Origin of the sequence: Shewanella gelidii, from assembly GCF_014647855.1 — a bacterium.
Classification (GTDB): Bacteria; Pseudomonadota; Gammaproteobacteria; order Enterobacterales; family Shewanellaceae; genus Shewanella; species Shewanella gelidii.
The window spans coordinates 584,016-610,841 of record NZ_BMPZ01000001.1 but is presented as its reverse complement, the minus strand read 5'-3'; the positions used below and the strand labels follow the sequence as shown (position 1 = coordinate 610,841).

Genomic DNA, 26,826 nt, shown 5'->3' with positions numbered 1-26,826 from the left:
ATGTGATGTATTGAATTCTTGTGTGGATAATAACGAAGTTTATCGAATAAGCGAAGGCACGCTTTAAATCGTGATGAAGAAAGCTCTCTATTCAAATACACTTTGTCGGTTTGAACAGAGAGCTTTGCGCTTATTGTGATTTTAATTCGCTTTGATTATCTGGGCTTTGCGTATGCCCAAACTTGCCAAAATCCGCCAAGATGGCGTAAGCGCATGGGATCACGAACAGAACCAATAAGGTTGATGCGAATATGCCAAATACGATTGAAATGACGAGCGGCTGCACGACCTGAGCTTGTAAGCTGGTTTCTAATAGCAACGGCAGTAAACCCGCGGCGGTAGTTAATGAGGTGAGAAATACCGCTCTGAAACGTTCCCGACTAGCACTGGTGACCGCTTGCTCTACGCTATCGCCTTCATCGACATGATGCCTGATATATTGCACCAGCAAAATTGAATCGTTGACGACGATTCCTGCGAGCGAAATAAAGCCCATTACTGATGGCATTGATAGGCTGTACCCAAGTAAAAGATGACCCCATAAGACCCCAATTAGTGCCAATGGAATGGCGAGCATAACAATGGTTGGTTCAAGATAGCTCTTGAATTGGAAGCTCAGAATAAAGAACAAACCAAATAAACCAACCAAGAAGCCTTTACCTAACGATGCCCCCGTTTTGGCAGTCTCTTTGGCAGAACCTTCAAAATCGACGCGTACACCGGGAAAATCTTCACTAAGCCGTGGTAACCATTGGCTTTTAACTTTTGCTAGGGTCTCTGTCGAATTGGCTCTGGTGTTATCAATGTCAGCCATCACGGTGACTGTTCTCAGACTGTCAATGCGCTGAATTCGGACGTAGGAGCGCTGGTGCTGCAAATGAGCAATTGCCGACAGTGGAATTTGATTGCCGTCATTGAGCATGATTGGAAAGTTTGCCAAAGCATTTAGGTCTCCGGCTTGCGCTGTATTTAAACGAACGTCAATTTCAATGTTTTCGGGACCCACTTGGATCTCATCGGCGGTTTGACCGAAGTAAGCTCCTCTGAGTTGCGACGCGACGGTTTGGCCGTCGATTCCATAAGACTCTGCACCATTGCGTAAGCTTACTTTGATTTCTTCTTTGCCCGGTCGCATATCGTCAAGAATGCCGTTAACACCATCGAACTGGGCTAAAAAGGACTGCAATGAAACAGAAGCTTGTTTGAGTTCGGCTAAGTCATCTCCTTGTAATCTCACCTCGATATCCCGACCTGCAGGGCCCATCGTTGGTTGCTTAAATACCATGGACAGTGGCGCTGCAATATCCCCAGTGTTTTGACGCCAGTCTCGAATGAACTCTTCTATCAGGGTTTGTCTTATTTCCGCAGATAATAGATCTAGCCGGACTGTCGCGACGTGCGGGCCGCTTTCTCCTGCATCGGCATTGAAGTTGTATTGCGCCGTAATATCTTGGATGAGAACTTGGCCTTGTTCTTTCTCTTGCTGATATTGCACTCCCGTTTGTTTTGCACTTTCAATAATCCGCTCAACAACGATTTGGGTTTGGCTTAGCGGGCTGCCAGGGGGCAGGATAATACGGGCTTCTGCGATATCACCATCGAGTTCAGGAAAAGGAACAAATTTAATGATTCCGCCAGCAACGAGTGCAACGGATGCGAATAAAATCCCAATTGTGGCGCCAACGGTAGCATATCGCCAGCGCACTAACCGGGTCACAATTTCAACCAGTTGCTTATTACGAAAGCGTTCGAATCGTGCTAGAAAACGAGTCTTGAAGGCTGCTTGTTTAAACTGAGTTTGTTTATCTGAGTGGGTTAAAGAATGGTGTAAATGGTTTGGCAATATTAAAAAGGCTTCGATTAAGCTGATACTCAATACCATAATTAATACAGTTGGCACAGCGGATAAAACGGCTCCCATTTGCCCGTCAAGCCCCAGAATGGCGCTAAAGATAAATACAGTGGTTAGAAATGAAGAAAGTACCCCTGGTGTGACCTTTTTTACACCCTTAATCACAGCATCATGTGCTGAGTAGCCTCGATCCACATGAGAGGCGATAGACTCGGCAATGACAATAGCGTCATCCATCATAATACCAATGGCCATCAACAAGCCCACTAAACTCATCACGTTGATTGATACACCAAACAGACTCATTAAGAAGAGTCCGCCAAGAAAAGCGACTGGAAGTCCGGCAGAAACCCAGAATGAATATCGTAGCGAGAAAAACAGCCACATGCTGAAAAACACAAGAATGATCCCTTGCCAGCCGTTTTTGAGCATCATGTCGAGACGGTCTTGAAGTAAAGATGACAAGTCATTCGTTAAACTCAGCTCAATACCTGCAGGAACTCGAGATTGCTCTTGTGCGATAAACTCGCTGACCACGGCTTTAATTCTTAAGGCATCATCAGCTTTATTTTTCTGAACTTTTAGAATGGCTGCTGGCTTGTCATTGAATAAAATATGTTCTTCATCAAGCTCAAATCGTTCTTCTATGGTTGCGATATCTTTGAGCCGCACCGTGCTACCGTCATTGGTGGAAGCGACAATAATTTCTCCGAGCGCCTCTGCTGTGATCTTTTGTTCATCAAATCGCAGTAAAAGATTTTTATCTTTCAGTTCGATAGACCCCGCCGGCATTTTCACATTTTGCCGACTGACTTTATCTGCAATTGCTGAGGCGGTAAGCCCAAGGCGGCGCATTTCCGTTGCTTTGAGTTCGATTCTTAGCTGATGATCTGAAAAGCCACTGACGCTAACTAAACTTATGCCCGCATTGATCTTGAGCCTACGCTTAAGGTCTTCCGCATATGCTTTTAAGTGCGGCCAACTTGCATCTGCTGAGATGGCAATATCAACAACGGGCTCTGCCCAGTCGAGCTCTTTTACGACCGGAGGCTCAATTTGAGACGGGAAATTTTGGATGGCATTGATTTCGGTTTGCACATCAACTAAGAATCGTCCAATGTCTGCTTGTTCATTGAGTTTTAAACGCATTGATGCAACGCCTTCTTGAGCGTCGCATTTTACTTCCTCAACGTTGCTAAGGCCATCCACAGCATCTTCCATGCGCAAACACAGGCTTTCTTCGACTTCGACCGGTGAGGCTCCAGGATAAACGACAGTGGCCATGACATATGGCGGCGCGAATTCAGGAAAGGTTTCACGCTTAATACCACTCAAATTGCTCAGGCCAAGCAAAATAAGAGAGAGCATGAGCAAGTTGGCTAAGGTTGGATGTCTTGTTAAATAGCCAATCACTGGGCACCTCCCTGCTGGGAGTCATTGGAATCAGGGGCTTGAATAATGCTTAACGCCATGCCATCAATTGCTGGGATAATATCATTGACAACAATCCGATCACCTGCGGTGAGATTTGTTTCAATCGCCACGTGTTTTGGCGTCCGAAACAGCACTTTTAGGGAGTGCTTCTTGAGTCGGTTGTCTTTCGTGACTTGATAAAGCATATTCTGGTGAATAACTTTTTCGGAAACGACAAGGTGCTTACTGGGTTGACCGTGAATGTGAGCCGTGACAAACATCCCTTTGGTTAAAGGGGGTCTGCGGAGCAAGTCGATTTGGTGAAAGTCCTGTTCTACTTCTAGATATAACCCTAGGGTTGCGTTATTGGGGTTGACTGTTTCAGCAACACGAGTCACTTTAGCGGGCCAGGAAAACTCTTCATCGCCAGCCTCAAAACGGATTTCTGCAGTGAGCTCAAGCTTTTCAATCGAAGGGAGGCGCTGGTTTTGTGGCATTTGATGCAAACTGTTGGCCAGCGCCCGCATATCATGAATTGCAACTTCAGCTTTAATCTCGGCAGTCCCTAATTCATAAGCCGTTAACATCACGGCACTCATGTTGACCACTTGGTCTTGTTCTATATTGATCTCAGCAATGCGAGCATCAAATGGTAAAACAATTTCTGTTTTTTGTAGTCGTCGCTCGGCATCTTCTAGCTTCGCCTGATCGACACTGAGCTGGGCTTGGGTGACTTTGCGATCGTCTGGTAATAATTTCAGAGAGTTCTGTAATTCTTCGACTTGCTTCGTTTGTGCGAGTAGCGCGAGCTTTTGTGATTCGAGCTCTGAGCTTGAAACTAGGTTTTTATTTTTGAGAGTTTTCTTACGGGCATACTCTTGTTCAGACAAAACTTTACGCTGTAATTCAATCTCTAAGCTTGTATTAAGGTTTTGTTGTTGTTGATCAAGCTGAGTTAGCTTAGCTTGGGTCGCATTGAAATTTGCTTGTGCTTGAGCGAGCTGCAATTGGTACTCAAGAGGATCGATCGCCAGTAACCTTGTGCCTTGAGGTAGCAATCGACCCGTTTCTAATTGCGGGTGTCGAAAAATGAGCCTACCGGAGACTTCTGCAACTGCTTGCCAAACATGTTTGGGAGCAACTCGGCCATAACCTGTAATTATGGGCGCAACATGTTGCTCCTCCAGTGTCATTACTTCAACTTTTGTTCTTTTATTTTGATTGGTCGATTGTTTCGGCGGAGATTTTAGTGCGATGGCAATTATAAGTATTAATAGGCCTAAACCGATGCCCACCAGAAGGTAGCGTCTTTTTAAGTTACTCATTGTTTGCATCCTTTTTAAATAGTCCTTGAGACAGAAGCTGGGAGTTTTGTTCAGCTAATTGCTCAAGAAACTCAGGGGTAATCTTAATCCCAAGGTTATTTAGGACTCTGTCTGGGGCGAGGAATGGAAATACCATTAAAGAAAAAAAGCTTAAATTAGCGCATTGAGGATCGACATTATCATGTAGCTGCCCATTTTCTTGCAGACGGTCGAACATCATCATCTTACTGCCTTGCATAATTTCAGTAAGAATTTTGGTCAACTCACGGTTAATCTGAGTGCTTTGATCCAATGAAGCAAGTTTATATATCAGTCTAGGGAAATGTGGGTGTGCAGACATGACACGATAGTAAGTTTGCAAAATGTTGGCAGGACCATCGGCTTGATTGTGACTATTACTTTTTGATAGTTCGGCCATCACAGGGCTTGCCGTTTCATGGATCATTGTTGCAAATAGCGCTTCTTTGGAACCAAAGTAATAGCGGATTAAGCCTGCATCCGTGCCTGCATGGGTGGCAATTTCACGAATTGACACTTGGGCATAATCTTTTTCTACAAACAGGGTTCTTGCTGCATCCAAAAGTTTATCGCGATTATTGGTGACTTGGCTCGGGCGACCTACTTTATTCGTCATCACTGACCACATTAATTCTACAAGTGTTGAATTATTCTATGGGATGCAAAACTAGATTGGCAGAAAAATAATTCCGCATATATTCTTCAATGTAGAATTAACGTGATAAGTAATTGATTTGTTTTGTTAATGGGTGATATTGGGCGAGCAGTTTTTGCTTCAAAGGCGAATTAAACTAGCGTCACAAGTGTGCGTTTAGATAAAAGATGAATATCTATTAAAAGCTCGATCTAATTTGCCGATTGATCTCGTTCAGAGTCTTTGGTCTCAGCAATGATTTGGTTGCGACGATCATCAAGTTGCTTCATTGAATCTTGATTCAGCAAGATTAAACCATCAAAGCGATCGTGGATTTCGCTGAGTTCGGCTATATACTCGGGATCATCTTTTGATTTTGTATGCCAATAGCGTTTACGTTCAAGTTTTTGAAGCTCGCTCGAACGAAGGATTTCGTAGTAACTGTTCTCTTGTTTTAAACGATAGATTTCACTTTCAAGCAGCTGCAATAGCTTCTCTTTCGAAATGGTTTGTCGTTTGAGTAGTGCTTTTAGCGGGTCGATTTTAATTTTTTTGCGGTCAGAATCAATTTCTGTCGTAATCCCTAACTCATATTCAATTTTGTGCTGACGAAACTCTTTAGGGCATACGCTTTGTGAAAACACAATTTTGTCTTCTTGGATGCACTTATAGATCGAGCTGGCTTCACCTAAACAGGAGAAGCTTGTCAATACCAGTAATATGAGAACCACTCTAGCCATTCAGCTACACATCCTTTTGCATCATATTGATTAATCAGAATAAACATCAAATCCGTGACATTCGAACACTATTTTACACTATCCTTACCTATCGCCATATACTTCATTAGTATTTGGGGAAGAAACCCTATTACTATGACTCAAGTATCAGATTAATACCAGTTTTTTGCTCGCCAGTATTATTTAGATTTTCGAGTATTGTGACCAAGCCGATAAGCTTAACTATTAACGATAGACAATAAATGGGGCATATGCCCCATTTAAGTGTAAATTAGTGTTCAGATTGAAGGTATTGGCCTAACGCTCAAAGCATAAATTATCGATAAGTCGTGTTTTGCCAAGATAGGCTGCTGCAAGAATCACTAGGGAGCGGTCGTTCGCTTGCGGTGCTGCTAAATCTTTGGCGTTACACACTTCAAAATAGTCTGGTTTGAGGCCATTTTCAATTAACGTTTGCTTGGCCAGAATGACCGCATTTTGTACCGATTTCCCTTGGCTTACGCTCGCTGCGGTTTCATCCATCACTTGCTTCAGAATCGGTGCGATTTGTTTCTCTTCTACGCTGAGGTAACCATTTCTTGAGCTCATGGCTAAGCCAGAGGCTTCACGAATGGTGTCCACCCCGACAATTTCAATTGGCATCGACAGATCTTCGACCATGGTTTGAATGACCATGAGTTGTTGAAAGTCTTTTCGTCCAAATACGGCAATATCGGGTTGTACGATATTGAAAAGCTTACAAACGATAGTTGCTACGCCTCTAAAGTGGCCAGGACGACTATCACCACAGAATATATCGGAGATATTTGGTACTTCGACATAGCTTTGATTGTCTAAGCCTTTTGGATAGATAATTTCTGGAGTTGGCGTAAATAACAATGTTGCACCAGCAGCCACCAAAGCGGCTTGGTCATCAGCAAGTGTTCGTGGATATGCGTCTAAATCTTCGTTTTGTCCAAATTGCATTGGGTTTACAAATATAGAAGCAACAACGTGATCGGCGCGACGAACCGCTTCTTCAACAAGGGTAATATGTCCTTGGTGCAGATTACCCATAGTCGGCACAAATGCGACAGTCTCGCCTTGCTTGCGCCACTGATTCACTTGATGACGAATGTCTTCGATATTAGCTGTGGTAATCATCCACATGTTCCTTAATTAAACGTGTGCTCTTCAGCGGGAAAGGTGCCATTGGCCACTTCCTCTATATAAGCGCGAACCGCTGCCCTGATTTCGCCTGTTTGCTTGAGATAGTTCTTAGAGAAACGGGGAATATAGCCACTTGAAATCCCGAGCACATCATGCATGACAAGGATCTGACCATCGGTATCGTTGCCCGCACCAATGCCAATGACTGGAATGGTGAGTGCTTGGGTAATTGCTTTGGCGAGCGTTGCAGGGATGCACTCTAGTACCAGTAGTTGTGCTCCAGCGGCTTCAAGCGCCTTGGCTTCATCGAGAATACGCTGGGCGTTATCCGAGTCACGACCTTGAACTTTAAAACCACCGAAAACGTTGACGGACTGCGGGGTTAGCCCCAAGTGAGCACAGACTGGGATCCCACGTTCAGTCAGCTGAGTTACTGACTCAAGAAGCCACTTGCCACCTTCGACTTTCACCATATTGGCACCCGCCTGCATCAACACTGTCGCGTTAGTTAGTGTTTGCTCTACAGTGGCGTAGCTCATAAAGGGCATGTCGGCAATGAGTAAGCAGCGCTCGATGCCTTGGCGCACGCAACGCGTATGGTAGGCAATGTCGTCAACTGTGACCGGCAGTGTATCGCTGTGTCCTTGAAGTACCATTCCTAATGAATCACCTACGAGTAGGACATCGATTCCTTCGCTATCGAAAGCGCCCGCGAAACTGGCATCGTATGCAGTGAGTGCCGTGAACTTTTTACCTTCCTGCTTAAACTTCAGCAGGGTTGAACTCGTAACTTTTGACATAATGGTATTCTTCAAAACAGTAGGAAGTGGTGTTATAAGCTAACTTAGATTGAACTTCAATGATCCAAGTGGACTTGTTGTAATTCGCTTCTCATTTTTGTACTGATCAGTTGCTTTATTGATGTACCGCACGGAAGTATTAATTGAGGAACGAGATCTGCCAAAGGGATGAGGACAAAGCTTCTTTGTTTCATTCCATAGTGTGGAATGGTGAGACGGGGATGGTCAACCGTTTGATCGCCATAGAGTAGCAAGTCTAAATCCAAAGTGCGGGGTCCCCAGCGCTCAATTCGAACTCTACCTTGGTTGTTTTCTATGGCTTGGAGCTGATCAAGTAGAGCTAGAGGAGGCTGCGTTGTCTCAAAGCTTGCAACTGCATTGATATAGTCTGGTTGAATCACATCCCCCATGGGGGTTGACTGATAGAAGTTAGAGACCTCTATGGCCTCTGACTCGGCAATTGCTGTGAGCGCAGAGACTGCGCTTTGGAGTTGCTGTATTGGCTGCTCAAGGTTGGCACCAAGTGCCACAAACACTTTGATCATGGCGCTTCGGTGATTTTGGGCTTTTTATTTGCTGGACGGCGTCGACGGCGGTTGTTGCTTTTCTTTGCTGTGCTGCCTTTGTTTTTCGCGCGTGCGATGAGCGTGCGCTCATCTTCATTCGCCTCAACAAATTTCTGCCACCAAGCGGCTGTTTTCGCAATTGTGCCACCTTCTGCTGCTGCTCTGAGTAATAACAGATCATAAGCTGCTCTAAACTTAGGGTGTTCCAGTAGTTTAAACGCACGGCCACCTTTGCTTCTTTCGAACCGAAGTTGCAGTTGCCAAATATCCTTCGCTGGGGTGCTAAAGCGACGAGGAATGCTGATGGTCTGGCATTGTTTCTCCATCACATCGCCCATTGCCGCGTAGTAAGCATCGTAACTACTGAGGCCACTTTCAATTTCAATCTCTTCTGCGCGTTCCTTTAATGAATACCAAAGGATTGCTGCGTAGAAAAATGCTGGCGTAACAGGCTTTTCTTGTTTGACGCGGTCATCTGTGCTCAACATGATTTCTTGAACCATTTTGGCCGCGCAACCGTGAGGCGCTTCGTTGATTAGGTGTTCGACTTGTGGGAACAGTGGTGCAAAGAGTTTATATTTGCGCATCATATTGAAGTTATTGAGCGCTTGGCCTGCAAAAAAGAGCTTCAGTACTTCTTCGTACATTCTTGCAGCAGGAATATCTTTGAGTAATCCAGAGAGCTGTTTAATTGGTGCCGCGGCAACCGGGTCTATCGTTAGATCGAGTTTTGTCGCAAATCTGACCGCTCTTAGCATTCGAACCGGATCTTCGCGGTAGCGCGTTTCAGGATCGCCAATGAGTTTAATTACACCAGCTTCAAGATCTTGAATACCGCCACCATAACTGTGTACCGAATAGTCACTAATGTCGTAGTACAGCGCGTTAACTGTGAAGTCCCTACGTTCGGCGTCTTCATCGATATTGCCGTAGACATTGTCTCGAAGTAAACGGCCTTCGGCATTGGATTTAGATATTTTGTCACTGTTGTCACCATGGTGACCGCGGAAGGTTGCCACCTCGATGATATCTCTGCCAAAGACGATATGCGCTAAACGAAATCTGCGCCCAATGAGGCGACAGTTTCTAAAGAGGCGTTTAATTTGTTCTGGTGTGGCGTTGGTGACAACATCAAAATCTTTGGGCTGCATGCCAAGTAAGATGTCGCGTACGCCACCGCCGACTAAATAGGCCTTATAGCCAGACTTATGAAGACGATAAAGTACCTTTAACGCGTTTTCGCTGATTTGTCGGCGCGAAATGTTATGGGCATTTCTAGGGACAATTTCTAGGGTTAATCCTGTTTCTGTGGTTTCGACTACAGCAGTGCTCTCTGACGGAGAATCTTCAAATAGTTGCTTACAGAATTGACTGATACGGCGAAAAATGGGACACCTCGAACATTAAACAGAGTTGATATCAAAATAGGCGCATATGATATACCAATTGCGCGCTAATGAGTAATTTACTGGTGGATCAATATCTCAGATTGGTTGGGGATAGAATATAAATCAAATTGGTCAATAGCTTGGCTGAGCATTGACGCCATATTGCCATCGGTATCAACGGCTTGCTGACCCAGAAAAGTGAGGGCTTGATTGAGTGCTATTTGCGGTGAAAGCTGGGCAACTGCGTCTGCATGGTTTTGCTTTGAGAGTTTAAGCCCCGGCTTAGTGCAAGCAAGTGGTAGATGGATAAACTCTGGGATTGAATAACCAAACAATTGGTACAAGCTAATTTGACGGCAGCTGGCTTCAAGTAAGTCACAGCCTCGCACTATCTCAGTAATGCCTTGTTGATGATCGTCGAGCACCACAGCGAGTTGGTAGGCATAGAGTCTATCGCTACGCTTAATGATGAAATCTTCTCTTGCAAAGGATTCAGGGACACAAACATTTCCCATGAGGCCATCCACAAAACTGTGATTTGCGACTGTGTTTTTAATTCGAATTGCGCCGGAATATAAGGGGTGAGCGAGCTTTGCACATTGGCCATCATAAACGCCTCCGCGAGCCTGGATCTGTTTACGAGTGCATTGGCAGTAATATGCCTGTCCAGTGCTTAAGTATTGATCGATGAGCGCTTGATATGCTTGTTGACGCTGACTTTGATATAAAACGTCATCATCCCATTCAAAACCAAACCGCTCTAACGTCGATAAGATATCTTTCGCAGCACCTTTAACTTCCCTTGGTGGGTCTAGATCTTCCATTCTTACCAACCACTTTCCGCCCAATTTACGCGCACGCAAGTAGCTACCAAGGGCTGCAACGAGAGAGCCAAAGTGTAACGGGCCGGATGGCGAAGGGGCGAATCGTCCAATATATGGGGAGTGGGTCATAGGGAATGCTGGGTTGCTTTTGAGAACATTTAACGAACTGAGTTCCCATCGCAAGCTATTTAAACTGGCAATTGAAACCTAAAAGCGGGCTGAAAACCCGCCTAGGTATGACATCGATCTAACCCGCTAGCTGTTTTTCCTTAATTTCTGCTAACGTTTTGCAATCGATACACTGATCAGCGGTTGGACGTGCTTCTAAACGACGAATACCAATTTCGATACCGCAGGAATCACAGTAACCAAATTCGTCTTCTTCAATCTTTTGAAGTGTCTTTTCGATTTTTTTAATGAGTTTACGCTCACGATCACGGGCACGTAATTCTAAACTAAATTCCTCTTCCTGAGCTGCACGATCAACTGGGTCAGGGAAATTAGCGGCTTCGTCTTGCATGTGACTTAGCGTGCGATCAACTTCTTCGCGCAACTGAATTCTCCATGCTTCAAGCATCAACTTGAAGTGAGACAGTTGCTCAGCGCTCATATATTCCTCACCCGGCTTCTCTTGGTAAGGTTCTAGACCTGCGATAGCGAGTACGCCGAGTTTTTTATTGCCTTCAGGCATAACGCATCTCCTGTATTATTTGCGTTTTAGGGCGATTTTAAGAACGGCCGCTACATTTAGCATAATTAAAATACCTGCGCAATGAATTTGCGATAGTTCGAGCCCTTTATTTGACTATGTAAGCTAATTTTACAATTATCAAGTTAAATGCATTCATCTAAAAGTACATCGACGGCATGGGTTACCTTTATCTCTTCGGGGCAAATTGTTGTCCCGTAAGCAATAATTTCAACTCCAGAATTGGCGGCTTGTTTTAGTAATGCCGAATATTCTGGATCGATATGTGCAGCTGGTGACACGCGATCGATGCCAGTATGTTGCACAATAAAAAGTAATACCGCGCGATGTCCTTGTGCTGCCATCTCCATTAATTCTCTGAGATGTTTTTGACCTCTCGTGGTGACGGCATCAGGGAAGTAGCCTGAATTATCTTCAAGAAGCGTACAGCTTTTGATTTCAACGTAGCAGTTTGGCTGTTCAGGCGCTGTGAGCAGAATATCAATCCGGCTATTTTCATTGCCATATTTCACTTCTTTTTTAAGCGTCTCATATCCGGCCAATTCAGGAATAACTTGTTGCTCAATTGCTTCTGTTGCCAGATGATTTGCTCTGCCAGTATTGATGCCGATTAAATGTCCTTCATCTGTTTGCGCAATTTCCCAAGTATTCGGGTATTTTCGCTTAGGATTATCAGATTCAGAGAACCAAACATCCTCACCTTCAAATAAACAGTTTTTCATTGACCCTGTATTTGGGCAATGAATCGTGCGTTCTTGGCCATCAGCCAGTAATACGTCGGTGAGAAAACGCTTATAGCGTCGAACCAACTTTCCCTGTTGTAGCGAAGGAATGAATTTCATTGTGAGCCTTTGTCTTTTGTTGCTTTTCTAAGCCGTCAGATAGTTTCTACTCTGTCATGTGCTTATCTGCGCTGAATCTTGGTGTGGTGACCTTTTCTATTCACGAGAAGTGAATTACAGCTTGCGCAAGCATTGTAAATGCCGCAGTTCAAGCAGTAAACTAAACAAGTATTTCAAGGTGAATGCATTTGCCTTTTTTGTTTTAGTTTCAAGATGGCAAGTACCTACTCACCCTTTTGTCATTCTAGGAAAGACCATGACGCAATTTATGAAAGTAATATTAACCACAGAGGTTCCTGCTGCCCATTGGGGAAAAGCTGATGTGACCTATGCTGATAATCAAGCATTGATCCATTTGCAAGGACAGGATGATCTTCGGCAAATTCAAAAAGCCGCTCGAAAAATCCGCAATCAAGGCATCAATCAAGCCCAGCTTGATGGTGAGCTGTGGACGATCGACAATCAATGGGCATTTTCTCAAGGATTTGCGACGGCAAAACCTGGTTATCACATTCAATGGTGTGGTGATGCGGCAATGACAAAGACGCTACAAGATCGATTTGACAGTGCTTATTTTGCGAGGCAATTAGTAAATGAAACGCCTGAAAACCTCGCCCCAAGCGAGTTAGCCAATCAGGCTGCTCATTGGCTCAGTAGTATTGCTGAAGATGAGATTAGCTTTCGCATCGTAGAAGGTGAGCGCTTACTTGAAGAAGAGTGGATCGGTATCCATGCGGTAGGCCGCGGGAGTGAGCGTCCCCCCGCATTGTTAGAGCTTGATTACAATCCTTTTGATGACAATGCACCCGTCGATATTGCTTTAGTTGGCAAAGGGATCACGTTTGACTCTGGAGGTTACAGTATTAAATCCTCTGAAGGCATGCTGGGTATGAAAGCTGATATGGGGGGCGCGGCGACGGTCACCGCGGCTCTTGGGCTTGCGATTAAATCTGGTTTGAAAAAACGAGTGAAGCTGTTCTTGTGCTGCGCAGAAAATTTGATAAGTGGCAGAGCCTATAAGCTAGGGGATATTTTAACCTATAAAAATGGTGTCTCGGTCGAAGTTGTCAATACCGATGCAGAGGGCCGTCTCGTGCTTGCCGATGGTTTGCAAGCTGCTTCTGATACCGGTGCAGCCCTTATTATCGATGCTGCGACATTGACAGGTGCTGCTTATATGGCTGTCGGTAGTCATTATAATGCGATTTTCTCTCCAAACTCGGAATTACTAACTCGTGCAACCCACGCGGCTGAATCGGTTGCAGAGCATGTGTGGCCGTTGCCTCTCGAGCGTTGGCATCAAGATGCTTGCCCGTCTCCATACGCGGATACCGCGAATAGTCGACCTATGAAAGGTGGAGGGGCTGGAGGCGCTTCCAATGCGGCTGGCTTCTTATGGCGATTTGTTTCACCTCAAGCGGATTGGCTGCATTTTGATTTGGCTGCTGCATTTGAAGATAGTGCATCTGCAATGTGGGCAGCAGGTGCTACAACGAAAGGTGTTTTAACGATTGCAGCAATGCTTGAACATCAAGAGTAAATCATTGTATTTAAGCTTGTGTAGACAGCGGTGAATATTTAAAGGTTTTGAAAGAGCTATGTTTGGTGTTTTGTGCCGAGCATGGCTCTTTTTGTGTATGCCTTATGTCAATCGATGCTTATATTCATTGTTTACTTGCGCGTGTAATCGTACTTTTAAAAGTGCATCCAAAAGTAAACTTGGTATTACTCTACTCTGTGCTTGAAAAGCATAAAGTTAGTTTTCATATACGTCGTTACAGTGTTTCATTCTAATCACTTGAGTCTCACTATCGCCGTTCTCTGTATTCGTTTTCAATTTCACATTTAAGCCGCAATTCGAATGATAATTGTGTATTCAATATCGTCTTGTGAGGTTCTTTTTCGTGTTTCGAGTCAATTATGAGCAGTTAGCGCCTTGAAGCTTTACACCTTGATTTAACTGTCTAGGATGGTGCGAATTGATAACGCAAGCGTGGTAAAACGTTTTGTTTTAACTCAAATGTTTTAATCAATAGCTCACCTTATTCCCTGAATTTTGTACGTCATAACTAAGTATGAGTTATTGGCTTTTTGATTATGAATGTGCGGCTCGGACCGATAAATAAGTAACGTAGTCTGGATGGCATCGAATCTATGTTCACTATCGTGTCAATGTGAAGGGAGTATTCGATGACGCCTGTGATGGCTCGTATTGTCTGTTGTTTTCGGCATTTATTTCGCTGCAAAAACGCAGGGCAAGTCGAGTCAATTACAGGCCTAGGTAAGCAGCAAAACCTACACTGACGACCTTATCATCAGTGAATACGCGCTTTTATGTGATTAGCGTGAGCTATTCTTGATATTTTGTTGCTTAACAGTGCCAATTTTTTGGCGCTCTACTGAGTAAAAGTCTTTGATTCGTAAGAGGTCCTCATTTTTTTAGTGGATTCAATGCTTAAACCGTGAACTGTCTATCAGAACGTGAATTTTAGGGTGAAAATTGTTGATTAAATTTCTTTTGCGGTCAGTTTTTCTTGTTATAACGCCTATACTTATTTTGGACTTTGTAGTTGTATCTCGTAAGGAAATGACTCGTACATGTCAGATAGTTTAATGAATAAACTACAACATGCTTTGGTCAATATTTTTAGTGACTCTCCTTTGGTCACACTTGAGCAAAATGTTGATCGAGCGCTTGAAGCAATTACACAGCAGCTGCAGTGCGATGGTGTATTTGTTATAAGTCGTACACGTCAACAGAGCCATCTCCAGGCTCGCAATATGTACCTCAAGCCAGAATTTTGTAATCAAAAAGCCGTTAAAGAGTGGCCTCTCCAAGACACACCATTTTTCAATGAACTCGCAGCTCAACCTCGACTGGTAAAGCTATCCGATTTATCACAGTTGCCTGAAAATGCATCTCGTGAGAAAGAATTACTCGCACAATGGCAAGTCAAAAGCCTTTTGGTGTTGCCTTCAATTACGTTTGGAGAGACCCGGATTGCAGTAGTTGCTTTGAGCTGCAATCGCCCGAACGATTGGTCTGATGAATTGATCACTGAACTGAATCACGCGGCAGGATTATTGGGCGCTACAATGGAGCTCACCCGGGTCGCACAGGCATTGATGCACAGTGAGCACAAATACCAAGAAGTCTTTCAAAAATTGCCAATTGCTTGTGGTTTAGTTGATAAGGATAACCGTCTGACCATGCTTAACAGCATCGCAGAGCACATGACGGATGCAAAAGAAGGTGAGCATTTGCTGGCATTGGTGCGTGAAGAAGAGCAGCCCGTTCTTATTGATACACTAAATATCGTCCGTGAAGGTGTGCTCAATCAAGCTTGGTGCGAGTTGCCGTTGCAGACAACCCATAATAAGCACAATTGGATGAAGTTAAGTTTTAGCTGCTTACGCGGGAGCAGTGACCAATTGGTGATGATGGCCGAAGATGTAAATGAAAACCATCGACTAGCAGATGAGCTATCATTTCAAGCGAATTTTGATGCTCTGACAGGCCTACCGAACCGGCCCCATTTTGAAGCCCTTTTGTCTAAGCTAGTGCAGTCGGGTGATGATCAAACGCATATCGCATTTTTAGATCTTGACCAGTTCCAAGTGATTAATAATGTGAGTGGACATAAAGCGGGTGATCAGCTTTTGTGTCAAGTCGCTAAACGTTTGAAGCAGCTGGTGCGCAAAGGCGATGTGGTTGCCAGAATTGGGGGCGATGAGTTTGGCATTTTGATGCATCAGTCAACTTCCGAATCTGCTCAAGCAATTGCAAAACGGATTTGTTTGCAGCTATTTGAACACGAGTTTTATTGGCAAAATCGTAAACATGCGGTCAGTGTCAGTGTTGGACTTGCGAAACTGGATCGGACTGCCAATGAAATTTACGACGTAATGAGTCAAGCCGATGCTGCTTGTCGTCTTGCGAAAGATGAGGGGCGCAATGGTTGGCGACTCTATTCAGTGACCGATCCCAATATGCATCGTTTGTTTACCCAGATGAATTCCTCTGTCGACGTGATTGGTGCACTCGCATTGAATCGATTTGAACTTTACTTTCAACCGATTGAGCCATTGCTCGCGAAAGAGAAAGGGTTGCATTTTGAAGTGTTAACTCGAATGTTGAATGAAGATGGCAAGATTGTTTCTCCTGCGGTATTTTTACCTGCAGCTGAGCGCTACAACCTTGCACCAAGAGTGGATCTTTGGGTCATTGATAACCTGTTGAATTGGGCCAGGGAAAATTGTGAAATTTGGCGGGACCTTTCCATGGTTTCAGTTAACCTGTCAGCCACCTCCTTAGGCGACAGCGAATTTATGTCCTGGTTAGAGATGCGCTTACTTTCGGAACCGGAACTGGTTTATAAACTGTGTTTTGAAATCACGGAAACTGCTGCACTGAGTCAACTGGAACAAGCCAATAACTTAATTGATCTATTGCGTCCTCTGGGTTGTAAACTCGCTTTAGATGATTTTGGTTCGGGCTTCTCTAGCTTTGCCTATTTGAAGCGTTTGGATGTTGACTTTGTGAAGGTTGATGGCCAATTCGTGGTTAATCTCTGTGAAAGCCAGTCTGATCAAGCCATTGTCAATGCGATTTGCCAGCTTGGCCGAGATATGGGTTTTTGCATTATTGCTGAGTTTGTTGAGTCTGAAGCAATCGGCTATAAACTCAAAGATCTCGGCGTCGACTATGGTCAAGGTTATGCCATTTCTAAACCCATGAAGCTTAGCGGTTTGAAATCGGGTAAACATAAACCTTGGTTAATTACCGATACCAGTGACTTTCGAGACTCATTTATTTAGACTCAAGGTCAACTTTCATCATCTGATTACCTTTTGACTCAATTACCTATTCACGAACTGCTAGCGCCTTTAAGAAAAGCTCTTGTAGAACAAAATCAAGTTATCCTCCAAGCACCGACGGGATCGGGTAAGTCGACTGCGCTGCCTCTGGCAATGCTTGATTGGCCTGAAATCCAAGGGCGCATCATTTTGCTTGAACCTCGCCGAGTTGCCGCTCGAAATATTGCTCACTACTTAGCCAAGTGTCGCCAACAAAACGTAGGTGATGAGGTGGGCTATCGTGTGCGTGGAGAGACCAAGGTGAGCCGTAAAACTCGGCTGGAGATCGTGACGGAAGGGGTTTTAACAAGGATGATCCAAGCTGATCCTGAACTTAGCGATGTCGCAGTGGTGATTTTTGATGAAATCCATGAACGTCATCTTACGACTGATTTAGGCTTGGCACTCGCCCTTGAAGTGCAGGGGTCACTCCGGGAAGATTTGAAGCTTGTTGCCATGTCTGCGACTTTGCAAGGCTTGGGGTTGCACGATTTGATGCCTCATGCTGCTTCGCTACAAAGTCAGGGGCGTAGTTTTCCTGTTGGCGTTATATATCGAGCGCCACGGCAATACAAGGATTGGTTAAGCCATTGTGAGCGCCAAATTATTGAGCTGCTTGACTCGACAAGCGAGCTTGCACAGTCAGCTGTAGCCGCTGTGGTTGCACTGAATCCGCAATCGGATGTGCAAACCTTGCAACAAGGCTCCATTTTGGTTTTTTTGCCAGGCCAAAAAGAGATTAATCAGTTGGCACGACGATTAGGGGACCGCTTTGATGAAGCTGTAGATATTTGTCCCTTATATGGTTCGTTAAGCTTTAAAGCGCAAGATCGCGCATTATCTATGCCGAGCGCAAAGCAACGTAAGGTGGTACTTGCGACGAATATTGCTGAGTCGAGTCTAACCATTGCAGGCGTAACTTTTGTTGTGGATTGTGGGTTGGTGCGTCAAGCTAGCTTTAATCCTAAGACGGGAGTTACGCTGCTAGAAACGAAACGTATTAGTCAAGCTTCTGCGGTTCAACGCTCGGGCCGTGCCGGGCGTATTACAGAAGGTGCATGCCTTAGATTATGGAGCAAAGAAGAACAAGGTCGACTGGTTCAAAGTGCAGCGCCTGAAATATTGACAAGTGAGTTGGTATCAATGGCACTAGATGGCGCATTTTGGGGAGTACGCTCTTTCTCAGAACTCGCTTTATTGACGCCCCCTGCACCGGTAAATGAGCAGCTGGCATGGGAGTTATTGCAATCTCTCAAGATGATTGATGCTCAGTATAAGCTAACCGCACATGGTCGAACTGCATATACATTAGGGTGTCATCCACGACTGGCTCATATGCTGCTGACGGCACAGGCCATCCCTGAAAAGGGACAAGAGCAACAGCGATTGCTCGCGCTGGCTTGTTTGTTGGCCACACTCGTGGAAGCTCGAGGCCTGCCGAAGTTGGGTGTGGATATCAGTCAGTATTTGACGTTAGCATGCCAAGCTCCTTTGTTACTTCAAGCCAAAAAATGGTTACAAAAAAGTATTGGTGTCGCTCAGGCAAAGGCCATTGATTTTAATCGGGTTGTCCGTGAGGCAACGGATACGGACATCGGCATGCTGTTAGCGCTCGCTTACCCCGACCGGATTGCCAAGCAGCGAGGGCTGCATGGATATCAGCTGGCGAATGGTACAGGAGTTGAACTGTATGAGCGGGATGCGCTTGCAAACCAACCTTGGTTAGTTGTCGCTGATTTTCAGCAGCAACAAGGTCAAAGTGCTGGGCAGGTCTTTTTGGCGAGTCGATTAGAACCAGCATTGTTTGAACATGAATTGGCTGAATTGATGCAATCACATAATACGGTTGGCTGGGACAAATCGACGGGAAAATTTGTTGCAGAGCGTCAGCAAAAAGTTGGCCGTATTATTGTCACTAAGCAAAAGGTCGCTTCTCCAAGCCGAGAAGCTTTGAACCAAGCAATTTTAGAGTTAGTTGCCGAGCAAGGTTTGCAGCTGCTGAACATGCATGCTGATGTTGAACAATTACGGTACCGTGTCATGCTGGGGCGTCAGGTGATGCCTCATATGCCTTGGCCTGATTTATCGGAGAAAGGCCTGTTAGATACTTTAGCGTCATGGTTATTGCCGTATCTGGGTACCGTAACGAGCTTGAAGCAATTACAACAGTTAAACCATGCTCAGAATCTTCACAACTTGATGGCGTGGGATTGTCAGCAAGAACTAGCCAGTTTAGTTCCAACCCATTGGACCTTAACAACGGGAACTCGATCAAAAATCACCTATCAAAGCGATGGACGAGCGCTAATGCGTGTTAAGTTACAGGAAACTTTTGGCCTGCAAGAAAGCCCAGTGGTTGCCAAAGGGGCTGTGATTGTGACCTTAGAGTTATTATCGCCAGCGCAGCGGCCGCTCGCATTGACCTCTGATCTTGCAAGCTTTTGGCAAGGGCCTTATGTCGAAGTAAAAAAAGAGATGCGAGGTCGATATCCCAAGCATTTATGGCCAGATGATCCTGCGAATACTCAGCCTACTAAATTCACTAAAAAGCGCACCTTAGCCGGTGACAAATCATAGACGAAATGAATTGTGACGACAGATAAAACGCCGAAGAAAACACCAACTAAAAAGAAAAAGTCGAGTCCGGAAGGGAGTACGGCTAAAAGCACTGCCGCCAAGAAAAAGCCAAAAACAGGCACTGGACAATCAAGTCGCAAAACGAAAGCCCAGTCGAACACTAAAGCCAAGAGCAGCCGTTGGCGTCGCCTTGCGAGAGTGATGGGTAAAATTTCGCTCGTGCTTTTGGTCGTGACCTGTAGTTACGGGATTTATCTTGATCAGGTGATTGCAACTAAATTTGAAGGTCACAAATGGCATCTTCCTGCCCAAGTTTTTAGCCGCTCAATGTCTTTATATCCGGGCGCTGCGGTGAGCCATCATCAAATGATGGCAGAGCTTAAAATGCTTGGGTATCGTAAGGTGGTGAATCCGCGCCAGGTTGGTGAGTTTTCGGCATCCAGCCGTAAGATAGAGCTTTGGAGGCGACCTTTTTTACACCCCCAAGGTGATCAAGTTGAACAAAGGGTATTAATTAGTTTCGATGCCCAAGGCGTGAATAAAGTCCAGCGGGTATCGGACTTACGAGAACTTGCAGTGTTTCACCTAGAGCCTGTGTTGCTGGATCGCATGATTGCAGGCAGTGATGAAGATCGACTATTTGTTAAAACAGAAGCGATGCCTAAGTCGATTGTGGAAGCTCTTATTTTGGTGGAGGATCGAAGCTTCTTCCGTCACCACGGTGTGAATCCTCTGGCTATCCTGCGTGCGGCCTTTGTGAATATTAATGCGGGACGTACCGTTCAGGGGGGGTCAACCCTTACGCAACAACTTGCGAAAAACTTCTTTTTATCCAGTGAACGCTCCCTAGTTCGAAAAATTCGTGAGGCTTTAATGGCTTTGATTATCGATTTTCGATATGACAAAGACGAGATCCTTGAGGCCTACTTGAATGAAGTCTACATGGGACAAAATAAAGCACGGGGCGTCCATGGTATGGGGCTGGCATCTCAGTTTTATTTTGGTCGCCCAATTGCAGAATTAACATTGGCCCAGCAAGCATTTTTGGTGGCTGTCATTAAGGGACCTTCCTATTACAACCCTTGGCGCTATCCAGAGCGTGCGCAAGCGCGTCGTGATTTGGTGCTCAAGCTTTTGCTTGAAGCCGATAAAATTAGCGTTGCGCAATACCAAGCCGCCGCAGAGTCACCTTTAGGGCTTCGTGATGGGAAGCGCAGTGTTCATAAAAAATTACCGGCATTTTTTGAAGTCGTGAAACATGAACTGATGCGGCGATATGGCCAAGCACTATTAAATCAGTCGGGAGTAAAAGTGTATACAACACTGGATCCCATGGCACAAGAGGCAGCTGAAAAGGCTGCAATTTCAACATTAAATCAATTAGACAAGCCGGGTAAAACGCTACAAATTGGCATGGTGGTCACGGACAAATATAGTGGTGGAATTGCTGCTATGGTTGGCGATCGAATTCCCAGTTACAAAGGCTACAATCGGGCTGTTGAGATCCGCCGCCCCATTGGTTCGTTGGTTAAGCCTTTTGTTTATTCGACTGCGTTATCAGGTTTTTCAACCAAACAGGGGGATAGTTATTCGCTTGCTTCGCCTCTTGCCGATCAACCTATAACCTTAAGTAATGGCCAAGGTAAGACATGGTCACCACAAAATGTAGACAAGCAATTTAGGGGACAGGTACCGCTATTGACCGCATTTAAGGACTCTCTAAATGTTCCTACGGTGAATTTAGGTATGGAAATTGGCACGGAGAATGTTGCAAATATGCTTTCTCAATCTGGGTGGCGAGAAGATGTTTCTCAGTTCCCGTCCATGTTGCTCGGTGCGATTAATGGCTCACCTTTAATGATTGCTCAAGCCTATCAAACCATAGCTGATGAAGGTCGCTATCGTCGGCTCACTTCAGTAACTGCAGTGCTGGATAGTAACAATCAACTCATTGATGCTGCGAAACCAACTGCATCGCAAGCGATTCCTCGAGAGGTTAACTATCTCACCAAATATGCGATGACACAGGTGGTGAAAACCGGTACGGCGAAGCGTCTCGGGAGAGAATTTGCTCACGAGACTTTGGCAGGAAAAACTGGCACAAGTAATGACAGTCGTGATTCTTGGTTTGCTGGTTTTGATGAGCGAAATGTTGCCGCGATTTGGGTTGGGCGTGACGACAATGGAAAAACCAGTTTGTACGGCAGTAGTGGGGCGATGGCGGTTTATCGTGCATTTTTACGTGAGCGGCCACCTATTAGTCTAAGGATGTCACCGCCCCAAGGTGTGGTTCAGGGCTATTTTGATCCGCAAACTGGAGAAGCAAAACAAAAAGGTTGTGGCGATACGATGGCATTACCTGCACTAAGCGACAGTTATCATCCTGCAGAAAACTGCGGTAAACCCAAGTCTTGGTGGCAGAACTTGCTCGGAGATTAATCTTAGAAGCGCAGGTAACCCGAATAAATAAGCCACCAGACGTCAAAGGTCTGTGTGGTTTTTTTTATTTAGATTGAAAATGAATTGTTTCGTTAGCTGAGACATATCGCATAATTTTCAAGGTTACAAAAATATTTAGACATCTAGACGTCCCTCTGCTAAGTTGGATTTATTCAATGCCAATTCAAGTGCGTGATTGGTGAGTTGCAGCACACAAGAAAGATAGGACAGCATCTATGAAACTCGAATCTTTGGCTCTACACCATGGTTACAAATCAGAAGCGACAACCAAAGCCGCGGCAGTGCCCATTTACCAAACAACATCGTACACATTTGACGATACCCAACATGGCGCAGATCTGTTTGACTTGAAAGTCCCTGGCAACATATACACTCGTATCATGAATCCAACCACTGATGTGCTTGAGCAGCGTATTGCAGCGATAGAAGGTGGCATTGCTGCGTTGGCTTTAGCATCGGGTATGGCTGCAATTACTTATGCAATTCAAGCGTTGACTCAAGTTGGCGACAATATAGTCAGCACAAGCCAACTTTACGGCGGCACATACAACTTATTTGCACACACGCTACCCAGACAGGGGATTGATGTGCGTATGGCGGCATATGATGACTTTGCAGGGCTCGAAGCGCTAATTGACGAAAATACAAAAGCGCTATTCTGTGAATCGATAGGTAACCCTGCTGGGAATATTGTTGATTTAGCTCAGCTCGCTGAAATTGCGCATAAGCATGGCGTACCGTTGATTGTTGATAATACGGTAGCGACGCCAGTGTTATGTAAGCCGATCGAGTTTGGTGCAGATATTGTCATCCATTCATTAACCAAATATATCGGTGGACACGGCACGACGATTGGTGGCGCCATTGTTGATTCGGGTAAGTTTGACTGGACTGCGGATAAAAAACGTTTTGCACTTCTAAATGAGCCCGATCCATCTTACCACGGTGTGGTGTACACAGAGGCATTTGGGCCTGCAGCATTTATTGGTCGTTGTCGTGTTGTACCGTTACGCAACACGGGAGCTGCTTTAGCACCACAAAGTGCATTCTTGTTGCTTCAGGGTTTAGAAACATTAGCATTACGTATGGAGCGCCACTGTGAAAATGCTCTCGCGCTTGCTCAGTTTTTAGCACAGCACCCTCAAGTCGCTTGGGTTAATTATGGTGCACTTGAAAACAGCCCGTTCAAAGCGAATTGCGACAAAATTACCAAGGGTAAAGCTTCCGGCATTATCAGTTTTGGCATTAAGGCCGCTGCAAACCAGACGAGTACTGAAACCGGTGGCAAATTTATTGATGCGCTACAAATGATATTACGCCTGGTGAATATTGGTGATGCGAAGTCACTCGCATGTCATCCAGCTTCGACGACGCATCGGCAGTTAAACCCTGAAGAGTTGGCAAAGGCAGGCGTGTCTGAAGATCTCATTCGTATTTCTGTTGGAATCGAACATATCGATGACATTATTGCCGATGTTTCGCAGGCGATTGATGCAGCAAGCGCTTAATGCGCGGTAAATTTCTCTAAGGAAAGCGCAGCCAAAGCTGCGCTTTTTTGTGGGCTGAAAAGTGTGATCTAGGTGCTATTTTGTATAGAGTAAGTATACTAACCCCATCATAAAGAAGAACGAGAAAACAATGAGTATTTGGTTTAAACCGGTGACGCTTGAAGATTGTGCCAAACTTGATCTAGGGATGCATGGTAAAGGGACTTTGATGCAAACCTTAGATATAAAAATAGTTGAGATAGGTGATGATTATATGACGGCAACCATGCCCGCATCACCTGCCGTTCATAATCCGCTTGGGATTGTTCACGGTGGTGCCAATGTTGCTTTAGCGGAAACCGTTGCGAGTTATGCCGCTAATTTTGCATGTAATTTTGAAGAGTACTATTGTGTCGGGCAAGAGATTAATGCCAACCATTTAAAGGCTTCACGCAACGGATTACTAACCGCCGTTGCAAAACCGGTTCACTTGGGAAAAAGAAGTTCGGTGTGGGAAATTCTTATTCACAATAGCGCTGGCGAGCTTTGTTGTATTTCTCGGATGACCGCGGCAATCGTAAAACGCTAGTTGAGCGCAACACAAGCGTTGAATTGATGGAGTGAGCTCTATGGATAGTGCAACCATATGGGAATGGGTCGGTTACTTAGCATCTGTTGTTGTTGCCGTTTCGTTAATGATGGCGGATATTAAAAAACTCCGCTGGTGGAACTTATTGGGCGCAGCATTGTTTGTAGCTTATGGCTGGGCTATTGGCGCTGTACCAGTGGCTTTAGTTAACTTTTTTATTGTTGTTATTGATATTTATTACATTATCAAAATATATCATGAAGAGCGTGATCAGAAGCGGAATTCAGATACACAGCCTTAAACAATACGTGGGTCAGGCGTTAGAAAAACAATTGTAATTACGAATGATTTGTACTGCCAATGTTGTCGCTTGAGTGAAGGTCAATTTGGCTTTTTTGTGAGCCACTAAACAGTTCAAGTTTTGCACACGATTTGTTGTGAGCCAAGCCTCATTTGACCTATGTAATGGATTGACTGAATTGAAAAATGGTGACTAAAATCAGGTGTATCTTTGATGCGATAGACGATTAATTGGATTGTTTTTGTCGCCGCAAGACCGTTGTAAAAAAGGCCTAAAAACAACCTAAAGCTTCATATGTATGAAAGATTTAGCTGTATATCAAGTGGGTGATGAAGCACTGATCCAGTTAATTTATCTTATCTATTTAAAAGGAGTTTCTATGTTAGGCGAAAACCACTCTCTCGTGAATGAATTTCCAAAATACCAAGACCTCATTGCTAAGCTATCTGCGGACGATGAAAAATTTGCTGCTGATACGAGGCGATACAATGCTCTCGATGAAGAAATCCGCAATTTAGAACTCGATGGTGCGCCAATTGATGATGAAGCAATGCATCAGTTAAAACATGACCGTGCCGAGTTAAAAGACATCCTTTACCAACGACTCATTACTGAGAAGTAACCCTCCTCGTCGAACTTGCCTGCATTTGCTCTCGATGAGGGAGCAAATGCTTATTTGTTCCCTCTGTTCTTTTGATTCACTGCCTTTGGGCTATAGCGCCTTGTCGATAGGCTATTGTGGGTTGAATGTTGACCTTAGCCATGAAAACAGCGGCATCAACTATGTAATTGGCTGCCCTCATTGTCTTTGTCGTATGGTTCATATGAAATCAGTTTGTAGCAAAGTTGAAAGCGCTTGCCGATATATATTGCGTTTGATACTGTGATTTATTGGCTAGATAGGTTTATGCCTGCATATTTAGTCATATACAGAATAAGAATTGATTCAATTCATTGGCGCATTCAGTTGTCAGGTGAGCCGTTGGCTTAACTTCACTTTTTAGCCAAGAATAGTGCAATCAAAATAATAAATTAAAGTATAAAGTTAGGGTGAGACTTCGTGAATTTTAAAATGATTGGCTCTATCGCCATCGTCGCTGGGACGGCCATTGGCGCAGGCATGCTTGCACTTCCTTTGGCGACCGCTGCGCTTGGTTTTATACCAGCAATCGCACTACTGGTCGTGATCTGGGCGGTTTCGGCGTATACCTCTTTATTGATGCTGGAAATTAACCTGAGAGCTGGCGTTGGTGATAATGTCCATGCCATCACGGGGAAAACTCTGGGCAAAAAAGGTCAGCTTATTCAAGGGGCTTCATTTCTCAGTTTGTTATTTGCCTTAACAGCAGCCTATCTCACTGGTGGTTCATCATTGTTGGTTTTAAAAGCGCAAACCATGTTTGATATCGCCCTCAATAATCAAGTCGCTGTGGTTCTATTTACTCTCGCTTTTGGTGCGTTTGCCGCTTTTGGTGTGGCTTGGGTTGATAAGTTCTCTCGGGTTCTATTTTCGGTGATGGTTGCGTTATTAATATTAGTGGTGTTGTTTTTGTTTCCTGAGGTTAGCCCGTCGACCATGCTGACGGGGGCGGTTACCGAGTCGGTGGCCGATAGCTGGATGGCCGCTATTCCAGTCGTCTTTACCTCGTTTGGCTTTCATGTTTGTATCGCGACCTTGGTGCGCTATTTAGATGGCAATGCCACCTCATTACGAAAGGTGTTATTAATTGGTTCCAGCATCCCGCTGGTTTGCTATGTTCTTTGGCTGATGGTGACACTTGGTACCGTAGGTGGTCCACGGATTTCAGGTTTTGAAGGTTCACTACCAGCATTAGTGAGCGCGCTTCAAGAGATTGCCGCCCAACCTTGGATTAGCAAAAGCATATCCTTGTTCGCTGATCTCGCTTTAGTGACTTCTTTCTTAGGAGTCACGCTGAGCCTATTCGACTTTATTTCTGAACTCACTCGAGCGAAGAAGACCCTCGTTGGCAAGTTACAAACCTGGCTCATTACTTTTGTGCCACCATTAATTTGTGCACTGTACTTACCTGAAGGCTTTGTTGCTGTACTTGGGTTTGCAGCAATACCTTTGGTTGTGATGATTATCTTTTTGCCTGTTGCTATGGCGTTAGGTCAGCGACAATATTCGCATGACTCACAATACGAAGTATCTGGCGGCAAATTAGGAATGTTTGCAATCTCGCTGGTAGGATTGATTATTATCGCAGCACAGCTTTGGGTTGCTTTGTAGTAGCCTTGAGAAATGAGGCATTGCGTGCAGTTTTCTGGGCTGTT

The 26,826-nt window shown here is 44.8% G+C and carries 20 protein-coding genes; 9 read left to right on the top strand and 11 right to left on the bottom strand.

Annotated features, from left to right (window positions below; all coding sequences use genetic code 11):
- Positions 1-130: 130 nt before the first annotated feature.
- The 11 genes from IEY18_RS02685 to sfsA form a co-directional block, all read right to left on the bottom strand.
- The gene (locus IEY18_RS02685; protein WP_188917520.1) at positions 131-3,265 is read right to left on the bottom strand and encodes an efflux RND transporter permease subunit; all 3,135 of its coding nucleotides are present in this window, start codon (positions 3,263-3,265) and stop codon (positions 131-133) included.
- Entirely contained in the window at positions 3,262-4,590 is a 1,329-nt protein-coding gene (locus IEY18_RS02680) for an efflux RND transporter periplasmic adaptor subunit (RefSeq protein ID WP_188917518.1), read from the bottom strand. Before IEY18_RS02680 ends, IEY18_RS02685 begins: the two co-directional genes overlap by 4 nt.
- The gene (locus IEY18_RS02675; RefSeq protein WP_188917516.1) at positions 4,583-5,224 is read right to left on the bottom strand and encodes a TetR/AcrR family transcriptional regulator; all 642 of its coding nucleotides are present in this window, start codon (positions 5,222-5,224) and stop codon (positions 4,583-4,585) included. The genes IEY18_RS02680 and IEY18_RS02675 overlap by 8 nt, the downstream gene beginning before the upstream one ends.
- 230 nt (positions 5,225-5,454) lie before the next feature.
- Positions 5,455-5,982: a DUF4124 domain-containing protein gene (locus tag IEY18_RS02670; RefSeq protein ID WP_188917514.1), complete on the bottom strand. Its 528-nt coding sequence runs from the start codon at positions 5,980-5,982 to the stop codon at positions 5,455-5,457.
- Between the two features lie 297 nt (positions 5,983-6,279).
- Positions 6,280-7,125: a pantoate--beta-alanine ligase gene (gene panC / locus IEY18_RS02665; protein WP_188917512.1), complete on the bottom strand. Its 846-nt coding sequence runs from the start codon at positions 7,123-7,125 to the stop codon at positions 6,280-6,282.
- 11 nt (positions 7,126-7,136) lie between these two features.
- The gene (gene panB / locus IEY18_RS02660) at positions 7,137-7,931 is read right to left on the bottom strand and encodes a 3-methyl-2-oxobutanoate hydroxymethyltransferase (protein ID WP_188917510.1); all 795 of its coding nucleotides are present in this window, start codon (positions 7,929-7,931) and stop codon (positions 7,137-7,139) included.
- A gap of 56 nt (positions 7,932-7,987) precedes the next feature.
- Entirely contained in the window at positions 7,988-8,476 is a 489-nt protein-coding gene (gene folK / locus IEY18_RS02655; protein WP_188917508.1) for a 2-amino-4-hydroxy-6-hydroxymethyldihydropteridine diphosphokinase, read from the bottom strand.
- Positions 8,473-9,885 (bottom strand): polynucleotide adenylyltransferase PcnB, encoded by a 1,413-nt coding sequence (locus IEY18_RS02650; RefSeq protein ID WP_188917901.1) that lies wholly within the window; start codon positions 9,883-9,885, stop codon positions 8,473-8,475. Before IEY18_RS02650 ends, folK begins: the two co-directional genes overlap by 4 nt.
- A gap of 77 nt (positions 9,886-9,962) precedes the next feature.
- Positions 9,963-10,838: a tRNA glutamyl-Q(34) synthetase GluQRS gene (gluQRS, locus tag IEY18_RS02645; RefSeq protein WP_188917505.1), complete on the bottom strand. Its 876-nt coding sequence runs from the start codon at positions 10,836-10,838 to the stop codon at positions 9,963-9,965.
- Positions 10,839-10,956: 118 nt separating this feature from the next.
- A complete protein-coding gene (dksA, locus tag IEY18_RS02640) occupies positions 10,957-11,400 on the bottom strand; it encodes an RNA polymerase-binding protein DksA (RefSeq protein ID WP_188917503.1) in 444 nt (147 codons plus the stop codon).
- Between the two features lie 143 nt (positions 11,401-11,543).
- The gene (gene sfsA, locus IEY18_RS02635; RefSeq protein WP_188917501.1) at positions 11,544-12,260 is read right to left on the bottom strand and encodes a DNA/RNA nuclease SfsA; all 717 of its coding nucleotides are present in this window, start codon (positions 12,258-12,260) and stop codon (positions 11,544-11,546) included.
- A 256-nt stretch (positions 12,261-12,516) separates the two neighbouring features.
- Here sfsA and pepB point away from each other — a divergent pair, with 256 nt between their 5' ends.
- The 9 genes from pepB (at position 12,517) to IEY18_RS02590 (ending at position 26,782) form a co-directional block, all read left to right on the top strand.
- The gene (gene pepB, locus IEY18_RS02630) at positions 12,517-13,800 is read left to right on the top strand and encodes an aminopeptidase PepB (protein WP_188917499.1); all 1,284 of its coding nucleotides are present in this window, start codon (positions 12,517-12,519) and stop codon (positions 13,798-13,800) included.
- 1,058 nt (positions 13,801-14,858) lie between these two features.
- Positions 14,859-17,078 (top strand): sensor domain-containing phosphodiesterase, encoded by a 2,220-nt coding sequence (locus IEY18_RS02625; protein WP_188917497.1) that lies wholly within the window; start codon positions 14,859-14,861, stop codon positions 17,076-17,078.
- A gap of 33 nt (positions 17,079-17,111) precedes the next feature.
- On the top strand, positions 17,112-19,694 hold the full coding sequence (gene hrpB, locus IEY18_RS02620; RefSeq protein WP_188917495.1) for an ATP-dependent helicase HrpB: 2,583 nt from the start codon (positions 17,112-17,114) through the stop codon (positions 19,692-19,694).
- Positions 19,695-19,706: 12 nt separating this feature from the next.
- Positions 19,707-22,133: a penicillin-binding protein 1B gene (gene mrcB, locus IEY18_RS02615; RefSeq protein WP_229779699.1), complete on the top strand. Its 2,427-nt coding sequence runs from the start codon at positions 19,707-19,709 to the stop codon at positions 22,131-22,133.
- Positions 22,134-22,369: 236 nt separating this feature from the next.
- Positions 22,370-23,662 carry an O-acetylhomoserine aminocarboxypropyltransferase/cysteine synthase family protein gene (locus IEY18_RS02610; RefSeq protein ID WP_188917494.1) on the top strand — a complete coding sequence of 431 codons (1,293 nt, stop codon included), beginning with the start codon at positions 22,370-22,372 and terminating at the stop codon, positions 23,660-23,662.
- A 130-nt stretch (positions 23,663-23,792) separates the two neighbouring features.
- Complete coding sequence (locus IEY18_RS02605) at positions 23,793-24,230, top strand: PaaI family thioesterase (protein ID WP_188917492.1); 438 nt, start codon at positions 23,793-23,795, stop codon at positions 24,228-24,230.
- A gap of 40 nt (positions 24,231-24,270) precedes the next feature.
- Positions 24,271-24,531, top strand: a complete 261-nt coding sequence (locus IEY18_RS02600; protein WP_188917489.1) for a YgjV family protein — start codon at positions 24,271-24,273, stop codon at positions 24,529-24,531.
- Positions 24,532-24,910: 379 nt separating this feature from the next.
- Positions 24,911-25,153, top strand: a complete 243-nt coding sequence (locus tag IEY18_RS02595) for an HP1242/YdcH family protein (protein ID WP_188917897.1) — start codon at positions 24,911-24,913, stop codon at positions 25,151-25,153.
- A gap of 450 nt (positions 25,154-25,603) precedes the next feature.
- Entirely contained in the window at positions 25,604-26,782 is a 1,179-nt protein-coding gene (locus IEY18_RS02590; protein ID WP_188917895.1) for an aromatic amino acid transport family protein, read from the top strand.
- The last annotated feature ends 44 nt before the right edge of the window (positions 26,783-26,826 follow it).

What these genes read in the sequence shown, in the direction of transcription:
- dksA (WP_188917503.1), bottom strand. Translation starts at nt 11,400, where the DNA reads ATGCCTGAAGGCAATAAAAAACTCGGCGTACTCGCTATCGCAGGTCTA.
- IEY18_RS02625 (WP_188917497.1), top strand. Translation starts at nt 14,859, where the DNA reads ATGTCAGATAGTTTAATGAATAAACTACAACATGCTTTGGTCAATATT.
- panB (WP_188917510.1), bottom strand. Translation starts at nt 7,931, where the DNA reads ATGTCAAAAGTTACGAGTTCAACCCTGCTGAAGTTTAAGCAGGAAGGT.
- IEY18_RS02670 (WP_188917514.1), bottom strand. Translation starts at nt 5,982, where the DNA reads ATGGCTAGAGTGGTTCTCATATTACTGGTATTGACAAGCTTCTCCTGT.
- IEY18_RS02605 (WP_188917492.1), top strand. Translation starts at nt 23,793, where the DNA reads ATGAGTATTTGGTTTAAACCGGTGACGCTTGAAGATTGTGCCAAACTT.
- gluQRS (WP_188917505.1), bottom strand. Translation starts at nt 10,838, where the DNA reads ATGACCCACTCCCCATATATTGGACGATTCGCCCCTTCGCCATCCGGC.
- IEY18_RS02610 (WP_188917494.1), top strand. Translation starts at nt 22,370, where the DNA reads ATGAAACTCGAATCTTTGGCTCTACACCATGGTTACAAATCAGAAGCG.
- sfsA (WP_188917501.1), bottom strand. Translation starts at nt 12,260, where the DNA reads ATGAAATTCATTCCTTCGCTACAACAGGGAAAGTTGGTTCGACGCTAT.
- folK (WP_188917508.1), bottom strand. Translation starts at nt 8,476, where the DNA reads ATGATCAAAGTGTTTGTGGCACTTGGTGCCAACCTTGAGCAGCCAATA.
- pepB (WP_188917499.1), top strand. Translation starts at nt 12,517, where the DNA reads ATGACGCAATTTATGAAAGTAATATTAACCACAGAGGTTCCTGCTGCC.
- IEY18_RS02680 (WP_188917518.1), bottom strand. Translation starts at nt 4,590, where the DNA reads ATGAGTAACTTAAAAAGACGCTACCTTCTGGTGGGCATCGGTTTAGGC.
- IEY18_RS02590 (WP_188917895.1), top strand. Translation starts at nt 25,604, where the DNA reads ATGATTGGCTCTATCGCCATCGTCGCTGGGACGGCCATTGGCGCAGGC.
- panC (WP_188917512.1), bottom strand. Translation starts at nt 7,125, where the DNA reads ATGATTACCACAGCTAATATCGAAGACATTCGTCATCAAGTGAATCAG.
- IEY18_RS02600 (WP_188917489.1), top strand. Translation starts at nt 24,271, where the DNA reads ATGGATAGTGCAACCATATGGGAATGGGTCGGTTACTTAGCATCTGTT.
- IEY18_RS02595 (WP_188917897.1), top strand. Translation starts at nt 24,911, where the DNA reads ATGTTAGGCGAAAACCACTCTCTCGTGAATGAATTTCCAAAATACCAA.
- IEY18_RS02675 (WP_188917516.1), bottom strand. Translation starts at nt 5,224, where the DNA reads ATGACGAATAAAGTAGGTCGCCCGAGCCAAGTCACCAATAATCGCGAT.